The organism is Rhizobium sp. BK456 (genome assembly GCF_014194045.1).
GTDB lineage: Bacteria > Pseudomonadota > Alphaproteobacteria > Rhizobiales > Rhizobiaceae > Rhizobium > Rhizobium redzepovicii.
The window spans coordinates 394,493-416,657 of the sequence record NZ_JACIAO010000001.1; the positions used below are offsets into that span (position 1 = coordinate 394,493).

Consider the following 22,165-nt stretch of genomic DNA (forward strand, 5'->3'; position numbering starts at 1 on the left):
TGCTGGGGTTCACAGCTAGCGTACGGAACCTCTATCGTCGCCGATTCGTCTGAACGTGCGGAAGAGGTTGCCACTGACTGAGCGAGCCTCATCGGAGCCGCCAGTCTCAGCGCCCGATGGGAACACTTAAACCGACCTTCACCCGATCCATCGCGACGAATGTGCGGAAGCGTTTGACGTTGTTGTTGCCGAAGAACAGCCGCCGCGTCAGCGCCTCGTAGTCGGCCATTGCGGGGACGACGATGACCAGGATGAAATCGGCTTCGCCGGTGACGTAGTAGCATTGCTGGATTTCGGGCGCGGCTGCGAACTGGCTTTTGGCCTCTTCGATCTGTTTTGCCGTTTCGCTGATAACCTCCACCTCGACGAAGATGGTGATCGATTGGCCGAGCGCTGCAGGGTCGAGAACGGCGACGTTTGACCGGATGACCCCATCCTCCGTCATACGCTTGATCCGGCGCTGGACGGCGGGCGCGGACAGGCCGACGGCTTCGCCGATCGTGCGTTGCGGCGTGGTGTTGTCCCTTTGCAGGATCGCCAGGATTTTGTGATCGAAAGCATCCAACGGAGATTTTAGCGGCCGGCTCAAAACGGGACTCCAGCGAAACAAAATTGCAAAACCAAGCCCGAAATACAGCGCCTTTTTCACCTCGCCTGCAATATGTTTTAGCCGAACAATTGAAATGAGGCGCTCATGTTTCTGCTGAACACCAATGCCGACTACCGCCAGCCCCTCGACCCGCGAGACGCCGAAATCCTCGGGATGGAGGCGGCAGACGCCGTCGAGCGCCACCTGGCATTCCGGGAAAACCATGCGGAAACGCCGCTCGTCGCCTTGCCGACGCTGGCGGCCGAACTCGGTGTCGGCTCGATCCATGTGAAAGACGAGGGCCACCGACTCGGCCTTGGAAGTTTCAAGGCGCTTGGCGGTGCCTATGCCGTGATCCGGCTGGTCCTCGAGGAAGCAGCAAGGAGGCTCGGCCGTCCCGTCGATGTCTCCGAATTGCATTCTTCCGATGTGCGAGAGGTGGCCGAGACGATGACCGTCGCCTGCGCCACCGACGGCAATCACGGCCGGTCGGTGGCCCAGGGCGCGCGGCTGGTCGGCGCCCGGGCGGCGATTTTCGTGCATGCCGGCGTCAGCGACGAACGCGTCGCCGCCATCGCCCGCTTCGGCGCCGAGATGATCCGTGTGGACGGCACCTATGACGATTCCGTTCGGGAGGCGGCGCGCATGGCTGAGCAAAAGGGCTGGACCATCGTCTCGGACACCTCATGGCCCGGCTATGAGCGCATTCCCGGGCTGGTGATGCAGGGTTACACCGCCCTAGTCCGGGAAGCGCTCAGGGCAATGCCGCAGCCGCCCACCCATGTCTTCCTCCAGGCAGGCGTCGGCGGGATTGCCGCCACTGTCGCAGGCCACATGGCCATCGCCTTCGGCGAGGAACGCCCGACCTTCACAGTCGTCGATCCCGCCCGCGCCGCCTGCCTGTTCGAAACGGCGCGCGCCGGACATCCGGTGACCGTTGCCCATGGCGAGCCGACCGTCATGGCGATGCTCGAATGTTACGAACCGTCCCTCGTCGCCTGGCGTATCCTCTCCCGCGTCGCCGACGCGTTCATGACCGTTGACGAAGACGAGGCGATCGCGGTGATGAAGCGGCTTGCCGATCCCGTTGGAAACGACCCGGCGATTGTCGCCGGCGAAAGCGGCGGCGTCGGGCTTGCCGGGCTGATCCGCGCTGTCGGCGATCCCGCGATCAAACAAGCCCTGTCTCTCGACGGCCATTCGCGCATATTGCTGGTGAACACCGAAGGCGCGACCGATCCCGGCAAATATCAAGAGATCGTCGGGCGATCACCGGCCGCGGTCGCCGCGAAATTCAAGACCGGAGCTTCAGCATGAGCCGCCGTTCAATCGATCCGGCGCGTCTGCTCAGGCGAATCTCCACGCTCGGCGAGATCGGCCGCGATGCGGAGGGACGGCTTGTCCGATTGGCGGCCTCCGATAGCGAAAAGCTGGGGCGCGATCAGTTTGTTGCCTGGCTTGAGGAAGCCGGACTGGAGGTTGCGGTCGACCATATCGGCAACATCTTCGGCATCTGGAATGGCGCGGGCGGGGAGGAAAAGCCGATTATGATCGGCTCTCACATCGACACGGTGATCAATGCCGGCATCTATGACGGATGTTATGGCGTGCTGGCCGGCCTGGAGGTGATCCAGACGCTGAAAGACGAAGGGTTCGAACCGTCGCGCCCGATTGTCGTTGCCGCCTTCACCAATGAGGAAGGGGTGCGCTATGCGCCTGATATGATGGGTTCGCTGGTCTATTCCGGAGGCCTCGATGTCGCCGCCGCGCTGAAGATGTTGGGCACCGACGGCACTCTGCTCGGCGATGAACTGGCGCGGATCGGCTATGCCGGCACCCATGCGCCCGGCTTCATGACGCCGCACGCCTATGTCGAACTGCATATCGAGCAGGGTCCCGTTCTCGAAAGAGAGGGCGTATCGGTCGGCGCGGTCGAGAACCTGCAGGGCATTTCCTGGCAGAGGGTGACCATCGACGGCGATGCGAACCATGCAGGCACGACACCGATCTCGATGCGCCGGGACGCCGGATACGCGGCGGCCCGCGTCATCGCCTTTCTGCGGGACCGGGCGAAATCCTCGAACACCCCGACTGTCGCGACCGTCGGCTGCATCGCCTTCGAGCCGAACGCCATCAATGTCATTCCCTCTCGCGCGACGTTCACGGTCGATCTGCGTGATCCGGACGAAGACCGCCTGAAGGAAGAGGAAGCCGCGCTCGCTGCCTTCCTCGAGCTGCTTTCGGCCGAGGAAAAGGTCGGCATTTCAGCCGAGCGGCTGGCGCGGTTCGAGCCGGTCAAGTTCGATCCGGCGAACGTTCGGCTGATCGAAGCGGCCGCCGGGGATCGCGGCCTGGCGTGCAGGCGCATGACATCGGGCGCCGGCCATGATGCCCAGATGATCGCCCGCATCGCGCCAAGCGCGATGATCTTCGTTCCCAGCCGCAGCGGCATCAGTCACAATCCGAAGGAGTTCACGACAGACGTAGACCTCATCGCGGGAGCGAATATCCTCCTCGACGTCGTTTGCGGACTCGCAACAGGGGAATTGCCCGAATGAGCATGGACAGCCGGACGCTGGAACAGGACATGACCGCCTGGAGGCACGAGCTCCACAGCCATCCCGAATTCGGCTTCGAGGAGAAGCGGACGGCGGCTTTCGTCGCCCGGAAACTGCGGGAGTTCGGGCTCGACGAGGTTGTCGAAGGTGTCGGCGGCACCGGGGTTGTCGGAACGCTCCGGCGCGGCGGCGGCAACCGCTCTATCGCGCTGCGCGCCGATATGGATGCGCTCAGAATTCCCGAACAGGGCGATCGGCCCTATCGCTCGCAGACCGAAGGCCTGATGCATGCCTGCGGCCATGACGGCCATACGGCGATGCTGCTTGGCGCCGCCAGGATGCTGGCGGAGGACGGCGATTTCGACGGCACCGTCCGGTTCATCTTTCAGCCGGCCGAGGAATGGGGCAAAGGCGCCCTGGCGATGCTCGGCGACGGCCTGATGACGCGTTTTCCCTTCGACGAAATCTACGGGCTGCACAACATGCCGGGTCTTCCGCTCGGCGTTTTCCAGACCCGCGCCGGCGCGATCATGTCGGCGGAGGATAATTTCGAGATCGTGCTGAAGGGCGTCGGCGGACACGCCGCGCGTCCGCACTCCGGCAACGAAGTCTTGGTCGCCGCCTGCGCATTGGTGACGAACCTCCAGACCATCGTTTCCCGGCGGCTCGACCCGACCGATATCGGCGTCGTCTCGGTGACCGAACTTCTGACCGACGGCACCCGCAACGCCCTGCCCGGGCTGGCGCGCATCCTGGGCGATGCCCGCAGCTTCCGTCCCGAGGTCAGCGCGGCGATCGAGAAGCAGATGCGCCTGATCGCCGAGGGGACGGCGCTCGCCCACAATGTCGCGGCCGAGGTGAATTATACCCGGGAATTCGTCCCCCTGCTCAACGATGCCGCCCTGGCCGAGGAAGCCTTTGCCGCAGCCCGCAGCGTCTTCCCGTCCGAAAACGTCAAGGTCCGGCGCGAGCCGATGACCGGATCGGAAGACTTCGCTCGGTTTCTCGACCATGTCCCCGGCTGCTTCGTCTTCCTCGGCAATGGCGAAGGTTCGGCGCCGCTGCACAATCCGAATTACGATTTCAACGACGGCGGACTGATCCACGGCGCCACGTTCCACACGAGCATCGTCCGCCGGCGCCTGAGCGCAAGCTGACATCCGCCGTCCTTCACCCCAGCAGGGAGCAACATCATGGCCCATTCACTGAACACCTCCTCCGTTTCAAGTTCGGCCGGCCCCAATCAGCCGAAGCTGGAAACCGAAGAAATCTGGCGTGCGCGCGCCGATCTCGCCGCCTGTTTCCGCATGGCGGCGCACTACGGAATGGAGGAAGGCATATGCAATCACTTCTCCGCCGTCGTGCCGGGCTATGACGACCTGTTCCTCGTCAATCCTTACGGCTACGCGTTCAGCGAGCTGACCGCATCCATGCTGCTGGTCTGCGATTTTCATGGTCACGTCGTTGCCGGAGAGGGAAAGCCGGAAGCGACCGCCTTTTACATTCACGCCCGCATTCATAAGAACATTCCCAGGGCAAAGGCTGCTTTTCATACGCACATGCCCTATGCCACCGCACTTTCGATGACGGAGGGCGAGCCGCTCATCTTCGCCGGCCAGACCGCCCTGAAATTCTACGGGCGCACCGCGGTGGATTCGAACTATAACGGCCTCGCATTGGACGAGCGCGAGGGCGATCGCATCGCCTCGGCGATCGGCGATGCCGACATCGTCTTCATGAAGCATCATGGCGTCATGGTCTGCGGCCCCAGCATAGCGGAAGCCTGGGACGACCTCTATTATCTCGAAAGAGCCTGCGAAGTTCAGACCCTTGCCCTGTCGACCGGGCGAAAGGTCCTGCCTGTCGCTCCGGAGATCGCCGAGGCGGCCTATCTGCAGATGCGTGAAGGCGATCCGGAGTCCGCACGCCTCCATCTCGAATCGATCAAGCGCACGCTCGACCGGACGCAGCCCGAATTTAGAAACTGACGGCCAGCCTCTCCAGCGCGTAAGGTTTCAGCCACGCGTTGCGGGCGGTTCGATCGCCAATCAATTCCAGCGCGAGCACGGTTTGACGACCCGCCGCGACTGCGGCCTTCCCTTCCAATGATGGCCATTGACCTGCGGCCTGCGATGTGCGCCTCTCATTGCTTGCACAAGGAAAATTCCATGCTCAAGTTTCTGCTCACCCTCTCCCTGGGTGTTTTTTGCGTCTCGCCGCTTCAGGCCAGCGAACTCACTCCCGTCACCAAGAGCTGCCTGCCGGGGGACAAACAGCGGCACTGCGAGCGCTGGGTCAAGGATTTCAAGACGGCCATGGATCTGGCGTATAAGGGCGATCACGGCGCCCAGGTGACCGTTGCCTTCTGCCTGTCCACAGGCTGCCATGGCGCAGTCGCCATCGACAAGGTCGCCTCCTGCAGCTGGCATCTCGTCATCGCCAATTCGGGTGCCGCGACGGTGCTCGACAGTTCCAACACCAGGAACACCTGCCGGCCGATGACGCCGGCTGAGAAAGACGAAGCCCGCGCGCTGGCGAGCGATCTCGTCCAGAAGATCTACAAACGGCCCCTGGTCAAGACCGACCAGATGTAATCTGCCCGGGTCCTGGCTCGCGCCGCAACGTCTGCGTGAAAATAAATCTCGTTGCTCTCCCGGCTTTCGCCGCTATTCTCCACCCAAAAGAAAATCGGGCCAAAGAAAATCGGGAGGACCACTGATGATCCTGCACTGCGTATTCCTGCGGCTGAAGACCGCAATGACGAACGAAGACAAGCAGTCGCTGTTCGAAGCGATCGCCGCGTTGAAACAGGTCATTCCGGGCGTAGTGGATATCAAGTACGGGCCGAATGTTTCGCCCGAAGGGCTGCATGGCGGCTTCGTCGACGGTTTTGCCGTGACCTTTGAAAGCCCCGAGGCCCGCGACGCCTATCTCATCCATCCCGAGCATGTCACCGTCGGCGAGCGCATCGTCTCGTCGACGGATGGAGGTCTCGCCGGCATCCTTGTCTTCGACCTCAATATCTAAAGCGCTCCGGGTGATTGGCCGAGCAAGACATAGTTTCTCGCTCGAAACTCGATCTTGACAAGTGCTGCAGATTGACCGCTTGCGCAGTCATGGGAAGCAAAATCCTTTGGCAACATCTCCTCGACCGAGGACGAAACCTCATGCTCTGCCAGGACATCGAGCTTCTGAGAACGTTGGAAGGCTGCAATCTCGATTGCCCCCTTGCCGATCAGCACAAATGCAAAATGCCCTTCGTCGGCCACGTAGTTGCTCGCGGCCAGATATTCGTTCACCCGGACGGCCAATGCATCGCTGGAAGGCAATCGATTCTGGTAGGGCTGGAGCAGGCAAACTGCCTGAGCATCGAAGGACGATATCCGAGAAAACTTCGTGGCCTTGCCAAGCGGGATGTTTCCAAAAGCATCTTCGTCCAAGGCACCAGCCTCGGCCAACGGCCCGCAGGCCATCGCTGCCACCATCGCCAAAAACGCAATAAAGCTGATGAAGCGCATTCTCGTCTCTACCTTCCGCACAGAGACCGAATACAGCCTTGCGTTGCTTCCGGTGTCAACACGCATATCCAAACGATGGCGGCTGTACGCAACCCCATTAAAGCGGCGCGGCACTTTTTCTTGGATTACGTTGAGGGCCGCGACCGAAGCCGCAGCCCTCTCGATCCTCAGCTCGATTTCGCCATGGCGGCGGCGAGCTGGTCGACATTGTATTTGAACATCTTTTCATAGGTCGGCGCCAGCCCCTTGGCGTCGGAAAGCGATTCGACATAGAGCTCGCCGCCAGGCTCGGCACCCGTTGCCTTGGCGACCTGCTTGACGAGCCGCGGATCGTTGGAATTCTCGAAGAAATAGGCCTTCACATGCTCGCCCTTGATCTGCTCGATCAGCTTGGCGACGTCGGCGGCCGAGGCCTCGCTTTCGGTGGACAGACCAAGCGGCGCCAGGAAGCTGACATTATATTCGCGGCCGAAATAGCCGAAGGCATCGTGGCTGGTCAGCACCTTACGGCGATCGTCGGCCACCTTGTCGAATTTCGCGTGGGCGTAGGCGTTCAATTCATCCAACGTCTTTGTGTACTTCTCGGCATTGGCCTTGAAGGCGGCGGCGTCCGTGGGATCGGCCGATGACAGCGCCTTTTCGATATTGGCGACCCAGACCTTGACGTTGACGGGGCTGTTCCAGACATGCGGATCGGTGATTTTTTCGCCGTCCTCTTCCATGGTGCGGGTGTTGATGCCTTCGGAAACGGTGACCGGCTTGCCCTTATAGCCCGAGGCGGTGATCAGCCGGTCCATCCAGCCCTCCAGCCCCTCGCCGCTGACGAAGGTGACCTGCGCCGCGTTCAAATTCTTCGCATCGGCCGGCGACGGCTCGAATTCATGGGGATCGCCGTTCGGCCCGACGAGGCTCGTCACCTTGACGTGCTCGCCGCCGACCTGTTTCACAACATCGGCAAGCACGGTGAAGGAGGCCACAACCTTCAGCGTCTCGGCGGAGGCGGGCATGGCCGACAGCGCCATCAAAGCGGGGATTGCTGCGGAGAGAAGCAGTCTGTGCGATGTCATCGAAGTCTCCTTGGGATCAGCCCTTCAAATGCGGGCGGGGAAAGAAGCGCCGGGCCAGGCCGGAGGGCGCGAAAAGAATAGAAAGGCCGTAGAGGATCGCCGCCGTCATGATGATCGTCGGGCCGGAGGCGAGTTCGAGATGGTAGGAGGCGATCAGGCCGAGATAGCCGGATGCGGCGGCACTTGCGGCTGATATCGCCATCATCACCGGCAGACTGCGCGACCAGAGCTGGGCGACGGCTGCCGGCAGCATCATCAGGCCGACCGCCATCAGCGTGCCGAGCGCCTGGAAGCTGGCGACGAGGTTCAGCACCACGAGCAGCAGGAAGAGCACGTGATAGACCGGCCCGCGCCCGCCGACGGCGCGCAGAAAACCCGGATCGAAGCATTCGGCCACCAAAGGCCGGTAGACGAAGGCGAGGATGACGAGCGTCAGCGAGGTGATCGCGCCGATCAGGTAAAGGGCGGGAGCATCGATCGCCAGGATGGTGCCGAAGAGCACATGCAGGAGATCGATATTCGAGCCGCGTAGCGAGACAATCAGCACGCCGAGCGCCAGCGAGGCGAGATAGAAGCTGGCAAAGCTTGCATCTTCCTGCAGCACGGTCATCCGGCTGACGGCGCCGGACAGCAGCGCCACCGACAGGCCGGCGATGAGGCCGCCGAGGCCCATCGCCGTCAGCGACAAGGAGCCGGCGACGAGGTAACCGATCGCCGCACCCGGCAGCACGGCATGGCTCATCGCGTCGCCCATCAGGCTCATGCGCCGCAGCATCAGGAAGACGCCGATCGGGCCGGAGCCGAGCCCGAGGCAGAGGCAGGCGACGAGCGCGCGGCGCATGAAACCGTAATCGGCAAAGGGCGCGAGGAAGAGATCGTAGGCCGTCATGCCGCCGGCGCCTCTTCGGGTGCGCAGGCATTCGCATCCTCGTCCCAGCGCTCGGCCATGGCGCGCGCCTTCAGGAGATTGACGGAGGACATGACGTCTGCGGTCGCACCCCAGCCGACAAGTTCGCGGGCAAGCAGCAGGGTTTGCGGGAAATGGGCGCGGACGAGTTCGAAATCGTGCAGCACGGCGATCACCGTGCGGCCCTCGCCGTGCCAGCGGGTGACGATATCGATGAGGTCCCTGGTCGTGCGGGCATCAATCGCTGTAAACGGCTCGTCGAGCAGGATGGTGCCGGCATCCTGCAACAGCAGGCGGGCAAAGAGCACGCGCTGGAACTGGCCGGCCGACAGCGACCCGACATGGCGGCGGCCGAAGCCTTCGAGGCCGACGGCGGAGAGCGCCTCGCCTGCCCTTTTCATCTCGGCGGGCGCGATGCGGCCGAAGGCGCCCGTCTTCTTCCAGGCGCCGAGCATGACGGTATCGATGACCGAGATCGGAAAGCGGCGGTCGATCTCCGCCGCCTGCGGGAGGTAACCAAATTCCGCCCGTCCCAGCCGGTGCTCGACCCTGCCTTCGGCGGGGCGAAGCTCGCCCATGATCGCCTTCAGCAGCGTCGACTTGCCCGCCCCGTTCGGCCCGGCGATCGCCGTCAGGCTGCCCGAGGCGAAGGCGCCGGAGACATGATGGACGGCGGGGTGCCTGTTATAGGCGACGGTCAAATTCTCCAGACGGATCAGCGGCGTCATGGCAGCAGAACCGCCCAGTGGATCGCCAGCCAGAGCACGGCAATGACCAGCGCCATGCCGATCACCCTAGATAAAGCCGACTGTCCCAGCAGGCTGACGGAGGGGCGATCGGGGCTCGGGGGCATGGCGCATCCTACAATGTAATAACATTACAGTTATGTTATAACGATTGCGGCGAGAATGAGGCGAGGAGCACGCGGTTATTCACACAATTGGAAAGGGCGATAAACGGTCGCCCTTTATCTGTCAGGATGCTCGTAGTTGCAGCGCTCCGCTGTCCTTGCTTCAGAAGCCACCCCACCCCGAGGATCCTCTCTCGCCTCCATCAGCACCGGGCATGGATCCCAGGCTCAGGGCCTGGGGTGACGGAGGTTTGGGATGCGTTTCTGCCAAACTCCCCGCCGGCGCAGCGGATGGCGCATCGAGCCCGAAGCGAAAGTTCGCTGTCGCGGATGGCCGCTACATGCCGAAACGGCTGTGGAAATCCTGACCCCTGCAGCGCGCTCGAGAAAGGGCGAACCGCCCCTATGCCCATACCCTCAGCGCCCGTTCCATCCGGTCGGCGGCGTAGGTGACGAGATAGGCGATCACCATGTAGATGACGACGGCGATCAGGAAGGCTTCGAGATAGTAGAAGTTCAGCGCCGCGGTCAGCTGTGACTGCGCGAAGATGTCGACGACCTCGATGGCAAATCCCAGCGACAGCGCCTTCATGATCACCATGATGGAGTTGGCAAGATCCGGGATGGCCGCGACGATGACCTGCGGCAGCATCACCCGGCGGAACACCTGGCTGCGCTTGTAGCCCAGGGAGTAGGCCGCATCGGCCTGACCGTTGTCGAAGGAGTTGAGGGCGCCCTTCACGACTTCCGCCTGGAAGGCTGCGACGCAGGCGGTCAGGGCGACGATGAGCGTGATCCAGTTCGGCGTCGAGTGGCCGTTATAGTCGATGCCGACGAGCGAGGTCAGGAACTGCAGCGTCGGCGGCAGGCCGTAATAGGCGAGGAAGATCACAATCACCATCGGAACGCCCTTGAAGACGACCTTGTAGGCGACGACCAGTTCCCGAAGCAGCGGGACCCGCCGGTATTCCACCATCGCAAAAAGGCTGCCGACGATCGTAGAAAAGACGAAGATGCCAAGCGCCATGGCGAGCGTCACCGGGACCGCGCCGAGGATGTCCCAGAGATCGGGCAGAAGGACTTCGGAATCGAACATGTGATGACCTCCTATTCGATCAGACGCTTGCCATCATGGTGGCCTTGGCCAGTGCGGTATTGGGCGCAAACTTTGCGTTTCGCGTTTCGAAAAAGCGCACGACCATCCATGCCACGAGGCATAGCAGCGAATAGATCACCGCCAGCACAAGGTAGGTCTCGAACTGGTACTGATTGTAGTCGCGCTCCATGACGAGATGGGCGGTCGCCATGACATCCGCGGCGCCGATGTACATCACGAGTGCGACGTTGTGGATGAGGTAGATGATCGAATTGCCGTAGCCTGGCAGGGCGATGTGCACCGCCTGGGGTCCGACGACACGAAGGATCTTCTGAAGGAAGGTGTATCCGAGACTGTCGGCGGCGTCATGCTGACCGCGTTCTACGGCGAGGTAGGCTGGCCGCAGAACCTCGGAAAGATAGCCTCCATGGTAGAGGCTGAGGCCGACGATCGCCGCGACATTCGGGGACACGAAGTCCTCGACCTCGAACAGAGCGACGACCAGCGGCAGTCCGTAGAAGGCGACGAACAGTTGCAGCACGACGGGGACGCTCCGGGCATAGGACACGTAGAGGTCAGCCAGCTGGCTGAGAACCGGTATCCTGCGCACCCGGAACGTCGTCGCAATCAGCGCCAGCAGTAAGCCGGCGATCATGGCCGTGAACGTGATCGCAAGCGTCAGCGGCAATGCCTTGAGCAGCTCGGGGATCATGATGGAAAGGTCCACTTTGGAACACTCCTTGTTTCAAATTCAGCCTTGATCGTCGGCCCTGCCTTGGGCGTTACTTCATGTAGGTGGTGATGTCCTCGCCGAACCATTTCTGCGAGAGCTTGGCGAGCGTGCCGTCGGCCTTGAGCTCCTTCAGAGCCTTGTCGATGTCTGCAGAGAGCGCCTTGTTCTCCTCGGAGCGATGGATCAGCACGAAGGTGTTGTTGATCGCGACCGGCTCGCTTGCCTTGACGTTGAGCTTCTGCTGGTCGATGACCGTCTGCTCGCCGAGGTTCGACGGCAGAACCAGCGCGTCGTATTTGCCGTTCTCGACCTCTTTCAGGCGATCCGGATAGGGAATGCCGGCGCTGGAGGCCGTGATCTCGATCTTGAAGTCGGGGTTCTTTTCCTGCCAGGCGGTGGCGAATTTGTAGATGCCGCCGCCGGCCGTCACCGGCACGATCTTCTTGCCGACCAGATCCTTCATCTCGTTGATGCCGCTATCCTTGCGGCTGTAGATCTTGATCAGGCTGGCGCCGATCGGACTCTCGGGAATGAGGAACTGCTTTTCACGAGCGGGCGCCCGGTAGTAGCCGCCGGTCGCGATGTCGTATTTTCCGGTCGCAAGGCCGGTCTCCTGAGCGATGTCGGCTGCACCCTCCATCTCGAATTTGTACTGGGGCAGCTTGGCGTTGATCGCCTTCAGGACGTCGGGTTCGTAACCCTGCGGCTCGACGCCGATGGCACCCCACGAGAGCGGCTTGGATTCGGCAGCCGTGGCGATCTTGATGGTGCGCACGTCCTCGGCATGCGATACGCCCGCTGTTGCGAGGGCCAAGGCAACGCCGGCGACAGCGAGGCCGAAGGTGCGGCGGGAAGTCGACTTGATGGAAGGCATGACAGGCATCCTTTCTTTACTGGATGGAGTGTTCGGAATTCAGGAACTGGGCAAGGCGCGGGTTGGAGGGCGTGTCGAAGATCTCGGCAGGGCTGCCTTGAGCGGCGACGACGCCCCGATCCATGAAGACGATGCGGTTCGAGATGTTCTTTGCGAACTGCATCTCGTGGGTGACGAGGAGCGAGGTGATGCCTGACGACGTGACGTCCCTGATCACCTTCAAAACCTCGCCGACGAGTTCGGGGTCGAGCGACGACGTCGGTTCGTCGAAGAGCATGACATCCGGCTTCACGGCCAGCGCCCGCGCAATGCCCGTTCGCTGCAGCTGGCCGCCAGACAGCTGGGACGGGTAGCTGTCGACCTTGTTCGAAAGCCCCACCCGCTCAAGCTCCTGCAAAGCGATCGAACGCGCCTCCTCCTTCGACTTGCGCTGCACGACGACGAGCGGATCCATCACGTTCTGAATGACGGTCATGTTCTTGAAGACGTTGAACTGCTGGAAGACCATCGCTGTCCGCAGCCGGATCGCCTGGACCGCGGTGCTGTCCGGCTTCCGGTAGTCCATCCTGACCTGATCGAAGGCGATCGTGCCGGAGGCGGGCTTGGCCAGATAGTTGATGCACTTCAGCAATGTTGTCTTGCCGGTGCCGCTGGGGCCGATGATCGACACCACGTCGCCGCGGTTCACCGAGAGATCGACACCGTTCAGGACCTGGGTGTTGCCGTAGGACAGCTTTAGATCTTTGAGCTCAAGCATTTCGGGTCGGTGTCCTTTCGGCAGATAGGTCGGAAAGCGTCGTGGTCTCGTCGTCAGCCCACTCGTCTCCGAGCAATTCGGGCGTGTCGAACGCCTGGAGGTCGGAGAAATGACGCTCGCGGTCGGCGACGAACAACGCCCTGACGATGCCGCGGGCAAGCCGGTCGGCGCCTTCGCTGATCGCGGGAATATCGCCCGTGAGTTTGCCGTGGCTGAGGGTGGCCGGGAAATTGAAGCAGTGGATGCGGGCCAGCGCCGGGCAGGCGCCCGGCTCAACCTCGAGGAACTCGAACGCGTCGCCGAGGTCCGGCGAGGTTTCAAGCTCGTCGTTTCGCATGTCCGCGGGTACGGGAAAGCGGTCGCGCCACAGACGGATATGGGATGCGACGGGGCCAAGTTCCGGCCGGTTCGTCAGGTCGACCTTGAAGCCGGTGCCGAAGATCAGGAAATCGACGGGATAGCTGCCTTTCGGCGTCGTCACGACGATATGATCGTCTTGCTGTTGCAGCCGGTTGATCGGGCTTGCGAGATGGAGATGGGCCTGCGGGAATGCGCTGACACGCAAGACGCTCGGACGCGGCGGCGGCGTCTGCGAGCGCATGGCGTAGTCGAGAAAGCGCCACTTCCAGTCATCCGGCAGACCGGCGAAGCCGTGCACCACGCCCTGGCTGCCGATGCCGGTGAATTTGTTGATCCGTGGCAGGTCGGTCCTGCGCACGAACAGGTCAAGCCGGGCGGCGCCTGCCTCGAGCGCGGTGGCGGCGTTGTCCATCGCCGAGGCGCCGGCGCCGACGACGCCAACCCGCTTGCCGCGCAATGCGGTGAAATCGATTTCGTCGGCGGTGTGAGCCCAGAACTTGCGATCGACGTCATTGGCGATCGGCGGCACGAAGGGGCCGCCCAGGCCGTCCCGGCCCGTCGCCAGCACCACGTGGCGCGCGATTGCCGTTTCGGTCCGGCCATCGTGACGGCAGGCGACGTCGAGCAGGCCGTCGGCGCGCGGACGAATGGCATCGACGGCGACCCCATTGCGCACCGGCAGGTCAAGCACGCGCCGATACCACACCAGGTAGTCCATCCATGTCTCACGCGGCGCCCTGTCGAGTGCTGCCCAGGCATCGCGGCCGTGCAGCGCCTCGTAATAAGCGCGGAAGGTCAGCGCCGGCAGCCCCATCGCCGGCCCGGTCAGTTGCTTGGGAGAGCGAAGGGTTCGCATCCTGGCGAAGGTGACCCACGGCCCCTCGCTTCCGGCAGGCGCCTTGTCGAGAACGACGTGGTTGGCGACGCCGAGCCGCTTCAGCATGGCGGAGGCCACGAGCCCGGCCATACCAGCACCGATGATCACGACGTCGACCACTCCTTGGCCATCGACGATGCGGGGCGGAACCCAGGACTTGGCCGGCAGCTCCAGCCAGGCGAGATCCTGCCGCAGGCGTGCCTCGAGGGCCTCGAGACTGTTCGGAAAGGTCGAGAGGTCGCTCATGACGGTACGTCCTCGGTCATCGGGCTGCCGCCATAGACGGTGTCGGCCAAGGCTTCGACGCCGCCTGCGTCATGCAGCCGGCAACCGGGCATCGCCAGGGCCACCGCGCGCGCCGCATCAATGACGGCGGCGACCGTCGGGGTCAGCGGCATCGCGGCCGGCGAGATGGCGCCAAACAGGAAGGGGATGGTGTGGTCGAGGACGCGCATCACGATCCCCTCGAGCGGAACGCCGGAGACCGTTGCCGGCTCGACGATGGCCGCCCCCAGTCCGGCCCGGACCATGGTGAGCGCCGTCAGCGAGGCGTTGACGTCGATCATCCGTTCCGGCGCGACGCCTACCCGCTCCAGCGCTTCGTCGATACGGTGCCGCAGGCGGTAGGGATTGGCGAGCGTGATGATGCGGCGCTCGGCGAGATCGGAAAGGCGCACCATGTCATCGTTGGCGAGTGGATCGTTGGCGGCGAGCGCAACGACACACGGCGCTTCGGCAATCCAGTGCACGTCGAGGCCGGGATGTTCCAGCGGCAGGCTTGAGATCCCGAAGTCCGCCGAGCGGGCGAGTACCGCCTGCACGACGTTCTCGGCCGCCAGCGCCTGCACATGGAGATGACGCGGTATCAGGTCCGGCGAGACGGCCGCGATCGCCTGGGGCAGAACGCCGGCCGCAAGTGAAGGCGTGGCCGCGATCGTCAGCGACGGCGGCTCATCGAGACCGATGGCATTCGCCCGTTCGCGGATGTGGGCGAGGCTCGCCAGATGGCGCTCCACCTCGGCATGAAAGAGCAGACCGCGCGCGGTCGGGCTGATGCGCGGGCCGCTTCGATGCAGCAGCGCATAGCCGATATCGGCTTCCAGATCCTGGATCAGCCGCGTGACCGCCGGCTGCGATCGTCCAAGCAACCTTGCCGCCCCGGTCACGCTACCGGCGGACATCACCGCTGCGAAGGCTTCAAGTTGCCTTATATCGAAAGAGTTAGAATGCATAGTGGACATCAAACACTCTCCTTCATGTCAGTAAAGCATGACAATTCTCATTTGACGACGGGAAATAGATAAAAAATTCACATCGACTGCTGTTTATCATTCCAATTTGACATAATGAGGCGTCAGGCCTACCTAGGGCTTATGTCCTTTGACGTCTTGAGGAGCTTGTTTTGACACTCATCGAAACTCTTGCCTCCGTGAGCCCGGGTTCAGCCCTCGCGGAAGCCGTGGGGAAACGCGCGGAAATCCTGCGTCTCACTGAAGCGGCCCACGACGCCGTGCTTCTGCCACGCGATCCCGGCGGACTGTCCCACGGCCTGAGGGCCGCGCTCGCCGCCCGCATGGCGCGCCACAACCGCAGCCCGGCGCTCGCAAGCCACTACGACACGCTCGTTGCCCGCGCCGGCGAAGCGGCGACAGCCTTGCTCGCCGAGCCCGACACGAATGTGACGGACCCGCGCACTGCGGAGATCGTTCGTCATGCCGACCGGCTGACGCTCGCGCCGCGCGATGCCACGCGTGCCCATGTCGAGGCATTGGCTCAGGTCGGCGTCACCGACGCCGACATCGTCCGGCTCACGGAGCTTGCGGCTTTCGTCAATTACCAGGTGCGGGTTCTCGCCGGCCTGAAGCTGCTGGGAGAGATGCGATGAGCGAGGTCGTCCACACCTTCACCACCACGGTGCCGCGCTGGCAGCCCTATGTCGTTCCGGTCGATTTCGCGACAGCTACCGACGAGCAGCATGCAGCGATGCAGACGACGCCATCGAACAAGGGCATCTCGCCCTATGTGCTGACCCTGGCGCACGACCCCGAGACGCTCGCGGTCCGCTCGCCGCTGTTCAACCTGATCATGTACGGCAAGGACGGACTGGCGGCGAGCGAGCGCGAACTGGGCGCGGTCGCGGCCTCCGTCGTCAACCGCTGCGTCTACTGCGCGGCCGTCCATGCCTCCCGGTTCAACAATCTGACAAAACGCACTGATGTCATCGAGGCCGTATTCGCCGACGGTCTCGAGGCGACGCTCGACGAGCACCTCCAGGCAATCTTCGACTTCTCAGCCCGACTGTCGACCACACCGCCCAAGGCGGTCGCGTCCGACGCGCAGGCGCTGGCAGACGTCGGGCTCGACGAGTTGGAGGCTCTCGATCTCGTCCTCTCGTCGGCCATCTTCGGCTGGGCGAACCGGCTGATGCATACGCTCGGTGAGCCGATGAAGGACTAAAGCGCGTCACAATCGCGCTGCAACTTGGCCGCCCGAGAGCGAGCCGGTCACACAAGCGAAAAGGGCGACCGAATGGCCGCCCTTCATCCATCAGCAACGGAAGCTCAGAGCTGTTCCAGCATCGCGGCAGCACCCGAGACCGTTGCCTGGCCGGGGCTTTCCTCGACGTTGAGGGCTTTCACTACGCCGTCTTCCACCAGCATCGAATAGCGCTTGGAGCGGAGGCCGAGGCCGCCGGCGGAGAGGTCGGCGTCGAGGCCGACGGCCTTGGTGAAGCCGGCATCCCAATCTGCGAGGAAGTGGATCTTGCCTATGCCGCCGGAGGATTGCGCCCAGGCGCCCATCACGTGCCAGTCGTTGACTGATACAACGGCGATGTCGTCGACGCCCTTGCCAAGGATGGTGTCGCGATTTTCGAGATAACCCGGCAAGTGGTTCAGCGAGCAGGTCGGCGTGAAGGCGCCCGGCACGGCAAAGAGCACGACGCGCTTGCCGGCAAAGAGCTGATCGGTGGTGATTTCGACCGGGCCGTCAGCCGTCTTTTCCTTGAAGGTGGCGGCAGGAAGCTTGTCGCCGATCGCGATGGTCATGGTGTTCTCCTTGGTTCTGGCTTGGGGGTTTCCGGCTTTGGGGTTCTGCTTGGCGGCGGGCGCAGCAGGGGATCGAGGCGACTATAGGAGCCCATCATTGAAAGGCAAGTGTGGTCTCCATCGCCCTTTCGCCGTCGATGACCAGCACGCCCCAGCGCTTGCCGGATATGTCGTAATCTTTCGGCAGCTTGCCGATTGATACATCGACCTTGAAGGTGGCGCCGTCGCGTTTGCCGCCGATCTGCTTGGTGAAGGCATAGCCGCTCGGGCCGGTGACGATGATATCGGGCGCGGCCTTGCCCTCGCCCGGCCCCCTGCCCGGCAAAGCGAGCGTCAGCGACAGCGTCTTCCTATCGGGCGACATCGCATGCGCCGTCACGTCGAAATCCGGCGATGGCGGCTTCGGCAGCCTCGCATCGGCAGCCTCAAGGATCGCCTCCTCCTGCGGGTGCGACTGGATGGCGGGGCCAAGCTTCAGCTGCAAATCCGCCTGGAAGGGAATGCAGATATCCTTGCAGATGCCGATGAAGGCTGAGGCGTCGATCGTAACCGGGCCTTTGCCGGCCGCCGTCAGCGACAGCGGCAGCGTCACCGGCGCGTCATAGGCGATATCCTCGATCGCGCCGTTGAAAAAATGCTTCGGAACGGGATAGGCGATGGTTTCGAGCGTGACGCCACTGCCCGCCGCGATGGTGATCTGGGGCGGAATGCCATTGCCGCCTGGCTCTTTCCAATAGGTGATCCAACCGGGTTTCGGCTCGATCTGAAGAGCGGCGCGGATTTTGCCGGCGGCATCGGGCGCCAGCCCCACGAGGCGCATGCGGCCGCCCTCGTTGTCCGCCCAGGGGCTCATTTCCGCATGGGCGGAATAAAACGGCACAAGGGCTGCGGCCACCGATACAACCGCGATTAAAAGCCTGCGCGGGCCTGAGGAAATAATCATCATGGAACAAAGGTTTACCGAATGTGCTGTTTGGCCGCCAGAAGTCGCGGCGATTTAAATCTTCATTTTCAGTTGATTGATGTGTGACATTGGCCCATGTTTCTTTTGTCGAGGCCTTGGTGCGGTCTAGCAGCAGGAGGAACGATGTCCTTATTGACGCTGAAGAACAGACGGGAACGTGGCTTCTTCGATGGCCAGTTCCTCATCGCCATGCCGGGCATGGAAGACCGCAATTTTGCGCGCACCGTGATTTACATCTGCGCGCATTCGGATGCCGGCGCCATGGGCTTCGTCATCAACCGTCCTCAGAGCCTCACCTTCACCGATGTGCTGCTGCATCTCGACATGATCAAGCAGGAAGATTCGATCGTGCTGCCGAAGCGGGCGCGCGATTTCCCGATCCAGACCGGCGGCCCAGTGGAAAGCGGCCGCGGCTTCGTGCTGCATTCGGACGATTATTCCAGCGACTCCAGCATCCCCGTCAGCGACGACATCTGCCTGACGGCGACGCTCGATATCGTCCGCGCCATCTCCAAGGGCGATGGGCCGACGCGGGCGACGATGCTGCTCGGCTATTCCTCCTGGTCGGCCGGCCAGCTCGAAAGCGAGGTCGTCAACAATGGCTGGCTCACCTGCCCGGCCAATGAGGAACTGATCTTCGACCGCAGCCTCGATGACAAATACGAGCGGGCGCTCGCCGGCATGGGCGTGACCGCTGCGATGCTTTCGGCCGAAGCCGGCCATGCCTGAAAGGCTGGGCTGACGGCAGCGGGAACGAATAGCCAAGAGTGACGTTTCATTTCGGCAAGCATGGACAAAAGGCCCATGCCGACCAAGGAGACATCACTTATGGGTAGCACCAGCGACAAGATTTCCGGCAAGGCAAACGAAATTGCCGGCAAGACCAAGCAGGCCGTCGGCAAGGCGACGGACGATCGCGAGATGCAGGCCAAGGGCGCCGTCCAGGAGGCCAAGGGCAAGGGACAAGTCGCAACCGGCAAGGTCAAGGACAAGCTCAAGGGCGCCGTCGATCGGCTCTGAGCGACAGCACTAAGACGCGCAAAGGACGCTGTGCTTCCAATTTAAGGAATGCGCAGTAGACGCTCATCCTTTGTCACCATGCCTGCTGCGCCCTCGCGCGGCAGGCATTTTTAATCCGTCACCCTCATGATCTGCAGAGATAGATACGATGAAACTTTTTGCCTGCGACAACTGCGATCAGGTCGTCCACTTCGACAACCGGCGATGCGTGCGCTGCAACCATCGCCTCGGCTTCCTGCCCGGCGATCTGGCGATGCATGCGCTGGAGCCGCGCGACGAGACACTCTGGCAGCTCGTTTCCAATCCCGATCGCGACGTCCGCTTCTGCGCCAATGCCGGCCTCGATATCTGCAACTGGCTGGTGGACGGTGACGGCGAGAGTGAATTCTGCGTTGCCTGTCGGCATAACCGGCTGGTTCCGAACACCGATACCCAGGACGGCATCGATCGCTGGCGGCGCATCAGCCAGGCGCAGCGTCATTTGTTTTATTCGCTGCTGCGCTGGAAGCTGCCGCATCCCGATCGGGAGCAAGACCCGCAAGGCGGCCTGGTCTTCGATTTTCTCGAGGATTCGATAGAGAGCAACGGTTATATCGTGCCGGCCATGACCGGCCATGAGGAAGGCCTGATCACCATCCGCGCCGCCGAGGCCGACGATGCCACGCGCGAACAGGCGCGCAGTTCGATGAACGAACCCTATCGCACGTTGCTTGGCCATTTCCGCCACGAAGCCGGCCATTTCATCTGGAACAAGCTGGTGCGCGATCGGGGCGGCCTTGCCGATTTCCGCGCCGTCTTCGGCGACGAACGGCAGGACTATGCGACAGCCCTCCAGAACCATTATGCCGGCGGCGCCCCCTTGGGATGGCAGGATAATTTCATCAGCGCCTATGCGGCCTCCCATCCATGGGAGGATTTCGCCGAATGTTTCGCCCATTACCTCCACATCGTCGACACGCTCGAAACCGCCCGCGCCTTCGGCATCGCTATCGATCCGCGCGGCCACGAGGAAATCGCCGGCGAGGTGGATTTCCTCCCCTACCGGGCAGGCAGCGCCGAGCAGTTGGTCAGCGCCTGGGTGCCGCTCAGCCTGGCAATCAACGCCATCCAGCGCAGCATGGGCCAGCCGGACTCCTACCCCTTCGTGCTGTCCTCGCCGGTCGTCGCCAAGCTCGAATATCTGCACCGGCTGATCCAGGGGGCTGCGACGGCGCCGTAGCGGGTGGGGTGAGAGAGGTCAGAGCACTTTGCGGGGTGCACGTCGCGGGTGGCGCTTGCGCCCTCTTCTCCCCAGCGGGGAGAAGGTTGCCCGAATGGTCGGATGAGGGGCCACACGGCAACAGTTTTATGATTGCTGTTCGCTCACGCGCAGCGCATTCGCGGCTTCGCCGCTCACCCCCTCATCTGCCTGCCGGCATCTTCTCCCCGCTGGGGAGAAGGGAATCGTGGCAATGTCGCATTCGTCGTTCGCCTGTCAGAAGCTCAAGGGAGCAAGGGGAAATGCAATCCTACCCCTAGGCGGCTTTCTAAAACGAAACCGCCTTGCCCTTCTTGAACGGCTCCATGCCCCGGCGCGCCAGTTCATCGGCGCGTTCGTTTTCCGGGTGGCCGGCGTGGCCCTTGACCCAGTGCAGCGTCACCTTGTGGCGGTCACGGGCCGCCTCCAGCGCCTGCCAGAGCTCGGCATTCTTCACCGGCTTCTTGTCGGCGGTCTTCCAGCCGTTCTTCTTCCAGCCGAAAATCCACTTGGAGATGCCGTCCTTGACGTAGGCGCTATCGGTATAGAGGTCGACCTCGCAAGGGCTCTTCAAGGCCGATAGCGCCGAGATCGCCGCCAGCAGCTCCATGCGATTGTTGGTCGTATCCGCCTCGCCGCCGCAAAGCTCCTTTTCGACGTCGCCATAACGCAGCACCGCGCCCCAGCCGCCGGGGCCGGGATTGCCGGAGCAGGCGCCGTCGGTGAAGATATCGACGTGTTTCATAGGCTCAATCCATATTCGGCGGCCGAGCCGACCTGGCGGTGGAAGCGCAGCTTGCGCAGATATTCGAGCGGGTCCTTCTTGGTGACCATGGCGCCTTCAGGCGTCGTCAGCCAGTCATAGAGCCGTGTCAGGAAGAAGCGCAGCGCCGCGCCGCGCGACAGCACCGGCAGAGCGGCGATCTCTTCGTTGCTCAACGGGCGCACGCTCTGGTAACCCTCGAGCATCGCCGTGCCCTTGGTGATGTTATAAGCGCCGTCCTTTTCGAAACACCAGGCATTCAGGCAGATCGAGACGTCATAGGCGAGCAGGTCGTTGCAGGCGAAATAGAAATCGATCAGGCCGGAGAGCGCGTCGCCAAGGAAGAAGACGTTGTCCGGGAAGAGGTCGGCATGGATGACGCCGGCAGGCAGGCCCTTCGGCCAAGCGGCGGCGAGGAAATCGAGTTCGCCGCGGATCTCGTCCTGCAGGCCGGCCTCGACCTCGTCGGCGCGCGCCTCGGATTTCTCCCAGAGCGTTTGCCAGCCGTCGATCGACAGCGCGTTCGGGCGCTTCAATTCGAAACCATCGCCAGCGACATGCATTTCGGCCAGCGCCCGGCCGACTTCGCGGCAATGTTTGGCCTCAGGTTTCCGCAGCCACATGCCTTCGAGGAAGGAGATCAGCGCCGCCGGGCGGCCGGAGAGCGAGCCGAGCAGCGCGCCGTCGCGGCGCGGCAGCGGCAGCGGGCAGGAAAGGCCGCGGGCCGAGAGATGCTGCATGAGCCCGAGGAAGAAGGGCAGATCGGTCTTTTCGACGCGCTTCTCATAGAGCGTCAGGATCAGCGGGTCCTTGGAGGTATGCAGCAGGAAATTGGAGTTTTCGACGCCTTCGGCGATGCCCTTGTAGGAAAGCAGCGTGCCGGCGTCATACTCCGTCAGGAACCACTTCAGATCGTCTTCGGCGATATCGGTATAGACTGCCAAGTGA

The 22,165-nt window shown here is 62.9% G+C and carries 27 protein-coding genes; 11 read left to right on the forward strand and 16 right to left on the reverse strand.

What is annotated here, in order from left to right; genetic code table 11:
* Positions 1 to 106: 106 nt before the first annotated feature.
* Complete coding sequence (locus FHX03_RS02290; protein ID WP_183852418.1) at positions 107 to 589, reverse strand: Lrp/AsnC family transcriptional regulator; 483 nt, start codon at positions 587 to 589, stop codon at positions 107 to 109.
* A 105-nt stretch (positions 590 to 694) separates the two neighbouring features.
* On the opposite strand from FHX03_RS02290, the gene FHX03_RS02295 reads away from it, so the two are divergent.
* From FHX03_RS02295 to FHX03_RS02320, 6 genes are all read left to right on the forward strand, one after another.
* A complete protein-coding gene (locus FHX03_RS02295) occupies positions 695 to 1,906 on the forward strand; it encodes a diaminopropionate ammonia-lyase (protein ID WP_183852420.1) in 1,212 nt (403 codons plus the stop codon).
* Positions 1,903 to 3,147, forward strand: coding sequence for a Zn-dependent hydrolase (locus FHX03_RS02300; protein ID WP_183852422.1), 1,245 nt, complete (start codon positions 1,903 to 1,905; stop codon positions 3,145 to 3,147). The genes FHX03_RS02295 and FHX03_RS02300 overlap by 4 nt, the downstream gene beginning before the upstream one ends.
* Positions 3,144 to 4,304 (forward strand): M20 aminoacylase family protein, encoded by a 1,161-nt coding sequence (locus tag FHX03_RS02305; RefSeq protein WP_183852424.1) that lies wholly within the window; start codon positions 3,144 to 3,146, stop codon positions 4,302 to 4,304. Before FHX03_RS02300 ends, FHX03_RS02305 begins: the two co-directional genes overlap by 4 nt.
* Before the next feature lie 36 nt (positions 4,305 to 4,340).
* Positions 4,341 to 5,135, forward strand: coding sequence for an aldolase (locus FHX03_RS02310; protein ID WP_183852426.1), 795 nt, complete (start codon positions 4,341 to 4,343; stop codon positions 5,133 to 5,135).
* Between the two features lie 180 nt (positions 5,136 to 5,315).
* Positions 5,316 to 5,741, forward strand: a complete 426-nt coding sequence (locus tag FHX03_RS02315) for a hypothetical protein (RefSeq protein WP_183852428.1) — start codon at positions 5,316 to 5,318, stop codon at positions 5,739 to 5,741.
* Positions 5,742 to 5,865: 124 nt separating this feature from the next.
* Positions 5,866 to 6,174 (forward strand): Dabb family protein, encoded by a 309-nt coding sequence (locus FHX03_RS02320; RefSeq protein ID WP_183852430.1) that lies wholly within the window; start codon positions 5,866 to 5,868, stop codon positions 6,172 to 6,174.
* Here the strand turns inward: FHX03_RS02320 and FHX03_RS02325 are convergent.
* From FHX03_RS02325 to FHX03_RS02370, 11 genes are all read right to left on the reverse strand, one after another.
* Positions 6,171 to 6,665: a hypothetical protein gene (locus FHX03_RS02325; RefSeq protein ID WP_183852431.1), complete on the reverse strand. Its 495-nt coding sequence runs from the start codon at positions 6,663 to 6,665 to the stop codon at positions 6,171 to 6,173. The two genes, FHX03_RS02320 and FHX03_RS02325, sit on opposite strands and share 4 nt — an antisense overlap.
* 167 nt (positions 6,666 to 6,832) lie before the next feature.
* Complete coding sequence (locus FHX03_RS02330; RefSeq protein ID WP_183852433.1) at positions 6,833 to 7,732, reverse strand: metal ABC transporter substrate-binding protein; 900 nt, start codon at positions 7,730 to 7,732, stop codon at positions 6,833 to 6,835.
* A gap of 16 nt (positions 7,733 to 7,748) precedes the next feature.
* Complete coding sequence (locus FHX03_RS02335) at positions 7,749 to 8,621, reverse strand: metal ABC transporter permease (protein ID WP_183852435.1); 873 nt, start codon at positions 8,619 to 8,621, stop codon at positions 7,749 to 7,751.
* Complete coding sequence (locus FHX03_RS02340; RefSeq protein WP_183852437.1) at positions 8,618 to 9,367, reverse strand: metal ABC transporter ATP-binding protein; 750 nt, start codon at positions 9,365 to 9,367, stop codon at positions 8,618 to 8,620. Before FHX03_RS02340 ends, FHX03_RS02335 begins: the two co-directional genes overlap by 4 nt.
* Positions 9,364 to 9,492: a hypothetical protein gene (locus FHX03_RS34885; protein ID WP_261315743.1), complete on the reverse strand. Its 129-nt coding sequence runs from the start codon at positions 9,490 to 9,492 to the stop codon at positions 9,364 to 9,366. The genes FHX03_RS02340 and FHX03_RS34885 overlap by 4 nt, the downstream gene beginning before the upstream one ends.
* Before the next feature lie 400 nt (positions 9,493 to 9,892).
* Complete coding sequence (locus FHX03_RS02345; protein WP_018245131.1) at positions 9,893 to 10,585, reverse strand: amino acid ABC transporter permease; 693 nt, start codon at positions 10,583 to 10,585, stop codon at positions 9,893 to 9,895.
* Positions 10,586 to 10,604: 19 nt separating this feature from the next.
* Entirely contained in the window at positions 10,605 to 11,312 is a 708-nt protein-coding gene (locus FHX03_RS02350; protein ID WP_183852439.1) for an amino acid ABC transporter permease, read from the reverse strand.
* Positions 11,313 to 11,367: 55 nt separating this feature from the next.
* Positions 11,368 to 12,192: an amino acid ABC transporter substrate-binding protein gene (locus tag FHX03_RS02355; RefSeq protein WP_183852440.1), complete on the reverse strand. Its 825-nt coding sequence runs from the start codon at positions 12,190 to 12,192 to the stop codon at positions 11,368 to 11,370.
* Positions 12,193 to 12,208: 16 nt separating this feature from the next.
* Positions 12,209 to 12,949, reverse strand: a complete 741-nt coding sequence (locus tag FHX03_RS02360; RefSeq protein ID WP_183852442.1) for an amino acid ABC transporter ATP-binding protein — start codon at positions 12,947 to 12,949, stop codon at positions 12,209 to 12,211.
* Positions 12,942 to 14,432, reverse strand: coding sequence for an NAD(P)-binding domain-containing protein (locus FHX03_RS02365; RefSeq protein WP_183852444.1), 1,491 nt, complete (start codon positions 14,430 to 14,432; stop codon positions 12,942 to 12,944). Before FHX03_RS02365 ends, FHX03_RS02360 begins: the two co-directional genes overlap by 8 nt.
* Positions 14,429 to 15,427, reverse strand: coding sequence for a LysR family transcriptional regulator (locus tag FHX03_RS02370; protein WP_183852446.1), 999 nt, complete (start codon positions 15,425 to 15,427; stop codon positions 14,429 to 14,431). The genes FHX03_RS02365 and FHX03_RS02370 overlap by 4 nt, the downstream gene beginning before the upstream one ends.
* A 161-nt stretch (positions 15,428 to 15,588) precedes the next feature.
* Here FHX03_RS02370 and FHX03_RS02375 point away from each other — a divergent pair, with 161 nt between their 5' ends.
* The gene (locus FHX03_RS02375; protein WP_183852448.1) at positions 15,589 to 16,071 is read left to right on the forward strand and encodes a CMD domain-containing protein; all 483 of its coding nucleotides are present in this window, start codon (positions 15,589 to 15,591) and stop codon (positions 16,069 to 16,071) included.
* On the forward strand, positions 16,068 to 16,643 hold the full coding sequence (locus tag FHX03_RS02380) for a peroxidase-related enzyme (protein ID WP_097624108.1): 576 nt from the start codon (positions 16,068 to 16,070) through the stop codon (positions 16,641 to 16,643). The genes FHX03_RS02375 and FHX03_RS02380 overlap by 4 nt, the downstream gene beginning before the upstream one ends.
* Before the next feature lie 104 nt (positions 16,644 to 16,747).
* Here FHX03_RS02380 and FHX03_RS02385 read toward each other — a convergent pair whose 3' ends face one another.
* Together FHX03_RS02385 and FHX03_RS02390 are read right to left on the reverse strand one after the other, a co-directional pair.
* A complete protein-coding gene (locus FHX03_RS02385; RefSeq protein WP_130667475.1) occupies positions 16,748 to 17,233 on the reverse strand; it encodes a peroxiredoxin in 486 nt (161 codons plus the stop codon).
* A 94-nt stretch (positions 17,234 to 17,327) separates the two neighbouring features.
* Positions 17,328 to 18,179, reverse strand: a complete 852-nt coding sequence (locus FHX03_RS02390) for a protein-disulfide reductase DsbD domain-containing protein (protein ID WP_183852450.1) — start codon at positions 18,177 to 18,179, stop codon at positions 17,328 to 17,330.
* Between the two features lie 141 nt (positions 18,180 to 18,320).
* Between FHX03_RS02390 and FHX03_RS02395 the strand changes: the two genes are divergently transcribed.
* From FHX03_RS02395 to FHX03_RS02405, 3 genes are all read left to right on the forward strand, one after another.
* Complete coding sequence (locus tag FHX03_RS02395; protein WP_017959273.1) at positions 18,321 to 18,926, forward strand: YqgE/AlgH family protein; 606 nt, start codon at positions 18,321 to 18,323, stop codon at positions 18,924 to 18,926.
* A 99-nt stretch (positions 18,927 to 19,025) separates the two neighbouring features.
* On the forward strand, positions 19,026 to 19,217 hold the full coding sequence (locus FHX03_RS02400) for a CsbD family protein (protein WP_003546001.1): 192 nt from the start codon (positions 19,026 to 19,028) through the stop codon (positions 19,215 to 19,217).
* 148 nt (positions 19,218 to 19,365) lie between these two features.
* Positions 19,366 to 20,436, forward strand: a complete 1,071-nt coding sequence (locus FHX03_RS02405; RefSeq protein WP_183852452.1) for a putative zinc-binding metallopeptidase — start codon at positions 19,366 to 19,368, stop codon at positions 20,434 to 20,436.
* 307 nt (positions 20,437 to 20,743) lie between these two features.
* Here FHX03_RS02405 and rnhA read toward each other — a convergent pair whose 3' ends face one another.
* Both rnhA and FHX03_RS02415 read right to left on the reverse strand, forming a co-directional pair.
* Positions 20,744 to 21,199: a ribonuclease HI gene (rnhA, locus tag FHX03_RS02410; protein WP_003545999.1), complete on the reverse strand. Its 456-nt coding sequence runs from the start codon at positions 21,197 to 21,199 to the stop codon at positions 20,744 to 20,746.
* Positions 21,196 to 22,161 (reverse strand): homoserine kinase, encoded by a 966-nt coding sequence (locus FHX03_RS02415; protein WP_097624105.1) that lies wholly within the window; start codon positions 22,159 to 22,161, stop codon positions 21,196 to 21,198. The genes rnhA and FHX03_RS02415 overlap by 4 nt, the downstream gene beginning before the upstream one ends.
* Positions 22,162 to 22,165: the final 4 nt, after the last annotated feature.

What these genes read in the sequence shown, in the direction of transcription:
- FHX03_RS02370 (WP_183852446.1), bottom strand. Translation starts at nt 15,427, where the DNA reads ATGTCCACTATGCATTCTAACTCTTTCGATATAAGGCAACTTGAAGCC.
- FHX03_RS02330 (WP_183852433.1), bottom strand. Translation starts at nt 7,732, where the DNA reads ATGACATCGCACAGACTGCTTCTCTCCGCAGCAATCCCCGCTTTGATG.
- FHX03_RS02335 (WP_183852435.1), bottom strand. Translation starts at nt 8,621, where the DNA reads ATGACGGCCTACGATCTCTTCCTCGCGCCCTTTGCCGATTACGGTTTC.
- FHX03_RS02300 (WP_183852422.1), top strand. Translation starts at nt 1,903, where the DNA reads ATGAGCCGCCGTTCAATCGATCCGGCGCGTCTGCTCAGGCGAATCTCC.
- FHX03_RS02400 (WP_003546001.1), top strand. Translation starts at nt 19,026, where the DNA reads ATGGGTAGCACCAGCGACAAGATTTCCGGCAAGGCAAACGAAATTGCC.
- FHX03_RS02295 (WP_183852420.1), top strand. Translation starts at nt 695, where the DNA reads ATGTTTCTGCTGAACACCAATGCCGACTACCGCCAGCCCCTCGACCCG.
- FHX03_RS02360 (WP_183852442.1), bottom strand. Translation starts at nt 12,949, where the DNA reads ATGCTTGAGCTCAAAGATCTAAAGCTGTCCTACGGCAACACCCAGGTC.
- FHX03_RS02380 (WP_097624108.1), top strand. Translation starts at nt 16,068, where the DNA reads ATGAGCGAGGTCGTCCACACCTTCACCACCACGGTGCCGCGCTGGCAG.
- FHX03_RS02395 (WP_017959273.1), top strand. Translation starts at nt 18,321, where the DNA reads ATGTCCTTATTGACGCTGAAGAACAGACGGGAACGTGGCTTCTTCGAT.
- FHX03_RS02320 (WP_183852430.1), top strand. Translation starts at nt 5,866, where the DNA reads ATGATCCTGCACTGCGTATTCCTGCGGCTGAAGACCGCAATGACGAAC.
- FHX03_RS02340 (WP_183852437.1), bottom strand. Translation starts at nt 9,367, where the DNA reads ATGACGCCGCTGATCCGTCTGGAGAATTTGACCGTCGCCTATAACAGG.
- FHX03_RS02345 (WP_018245131.1), bottom strand. Translation starts at nt 10,585, where the DNA reads ATGTTCGATTCCGAAGTCCTTCTGCCCGATCTCTGGGACATCCTCGGC.
- FHX03_RS02390 (WP_183852450.1), bottom strand. Translation starts at nt 18,179, where the DNA reads ATGATGATTATTTCCTCAGGCCCGCGCAGGCTTTTAATCGCGGTTGTA.
- FHX03_RS02310 (WP_183852426.1), top strand. Translation starts at nt 4,341, where the DNA reads ATGGCCCATTCACTGAACACCTCCTCCGTTTCAAGTTCGGCCGGCCCC.
- FHX03_RS02305 (WP_183852424.1), top strand. Translation starts at nt 3,144, where the DNA reads ATGAGCATGGACAGCCGGACGCTGGAACAGGACATGACCGCCTGGAGG.
- rnhA (WP_003545999.1), bottom strand. Translation starts at nt 21,199, where the DNA reads ATGAAACACGTCGATATCTTCACCGACGGCGCCTGCTCCGGCAATCCC.
- FHX03_RS02385 (WP_130667475.1), bottom strand. Translation starts at nt 17,233, where the DNA reads ATGACCATCGCGATCGGCGACAAGCTTCCTGCCGCCACCTTCAAGGAA.
- FHX03_RS02315 (WP_183852428.1), top strand. Translation starts at nt 5,316, where the DNA reads ATGCTCAAGTTTCTGCTCACCCTCTCCCTGGGTGTTTTTTGCGTCTCG.
- FHX03_RS02355 (WP_183852440.1), bottom strand. Translation starts at nt 12,192, where the DNA reads ATGCCTTCCATCAAGTCGACTTCCCGCCGCACCTTCGGCCTCGCTGTC.
- FHX03_RS02365 (WP_183852444.1), bottom strand. Translation starts at nt 14,432, where the DNA reads ATGAGCGACCTCTCGACCTTTCCGAACAGTCTCGAGGCCCTCGAGGCA.
- FHX03_RS34885 (WP_261315743.1), bottom strand. Translation starts at nt 9,492, where the DNA reads ATGCCCCCGAGCCCCGATCGCCCCTCCGTCAGCCTGCTGGGACAGTCG.
- FHX03_RS02325 (WP_183852431.1), bottom strand. Translation starts at nt 6,665, where the DNA reads ATGCGCTTCATCAGCTTTATTGCGTTTTTGGCGATGGTGGCAGCGATG.
- FHX03_RS02405 (WP_183852452.1), top strand. Translation starts at nt 19,366, where the DNA reads ATGAAACTTTTTGCCTGCGACAACTGCGATCAGGTCGTCCACTTCGAC.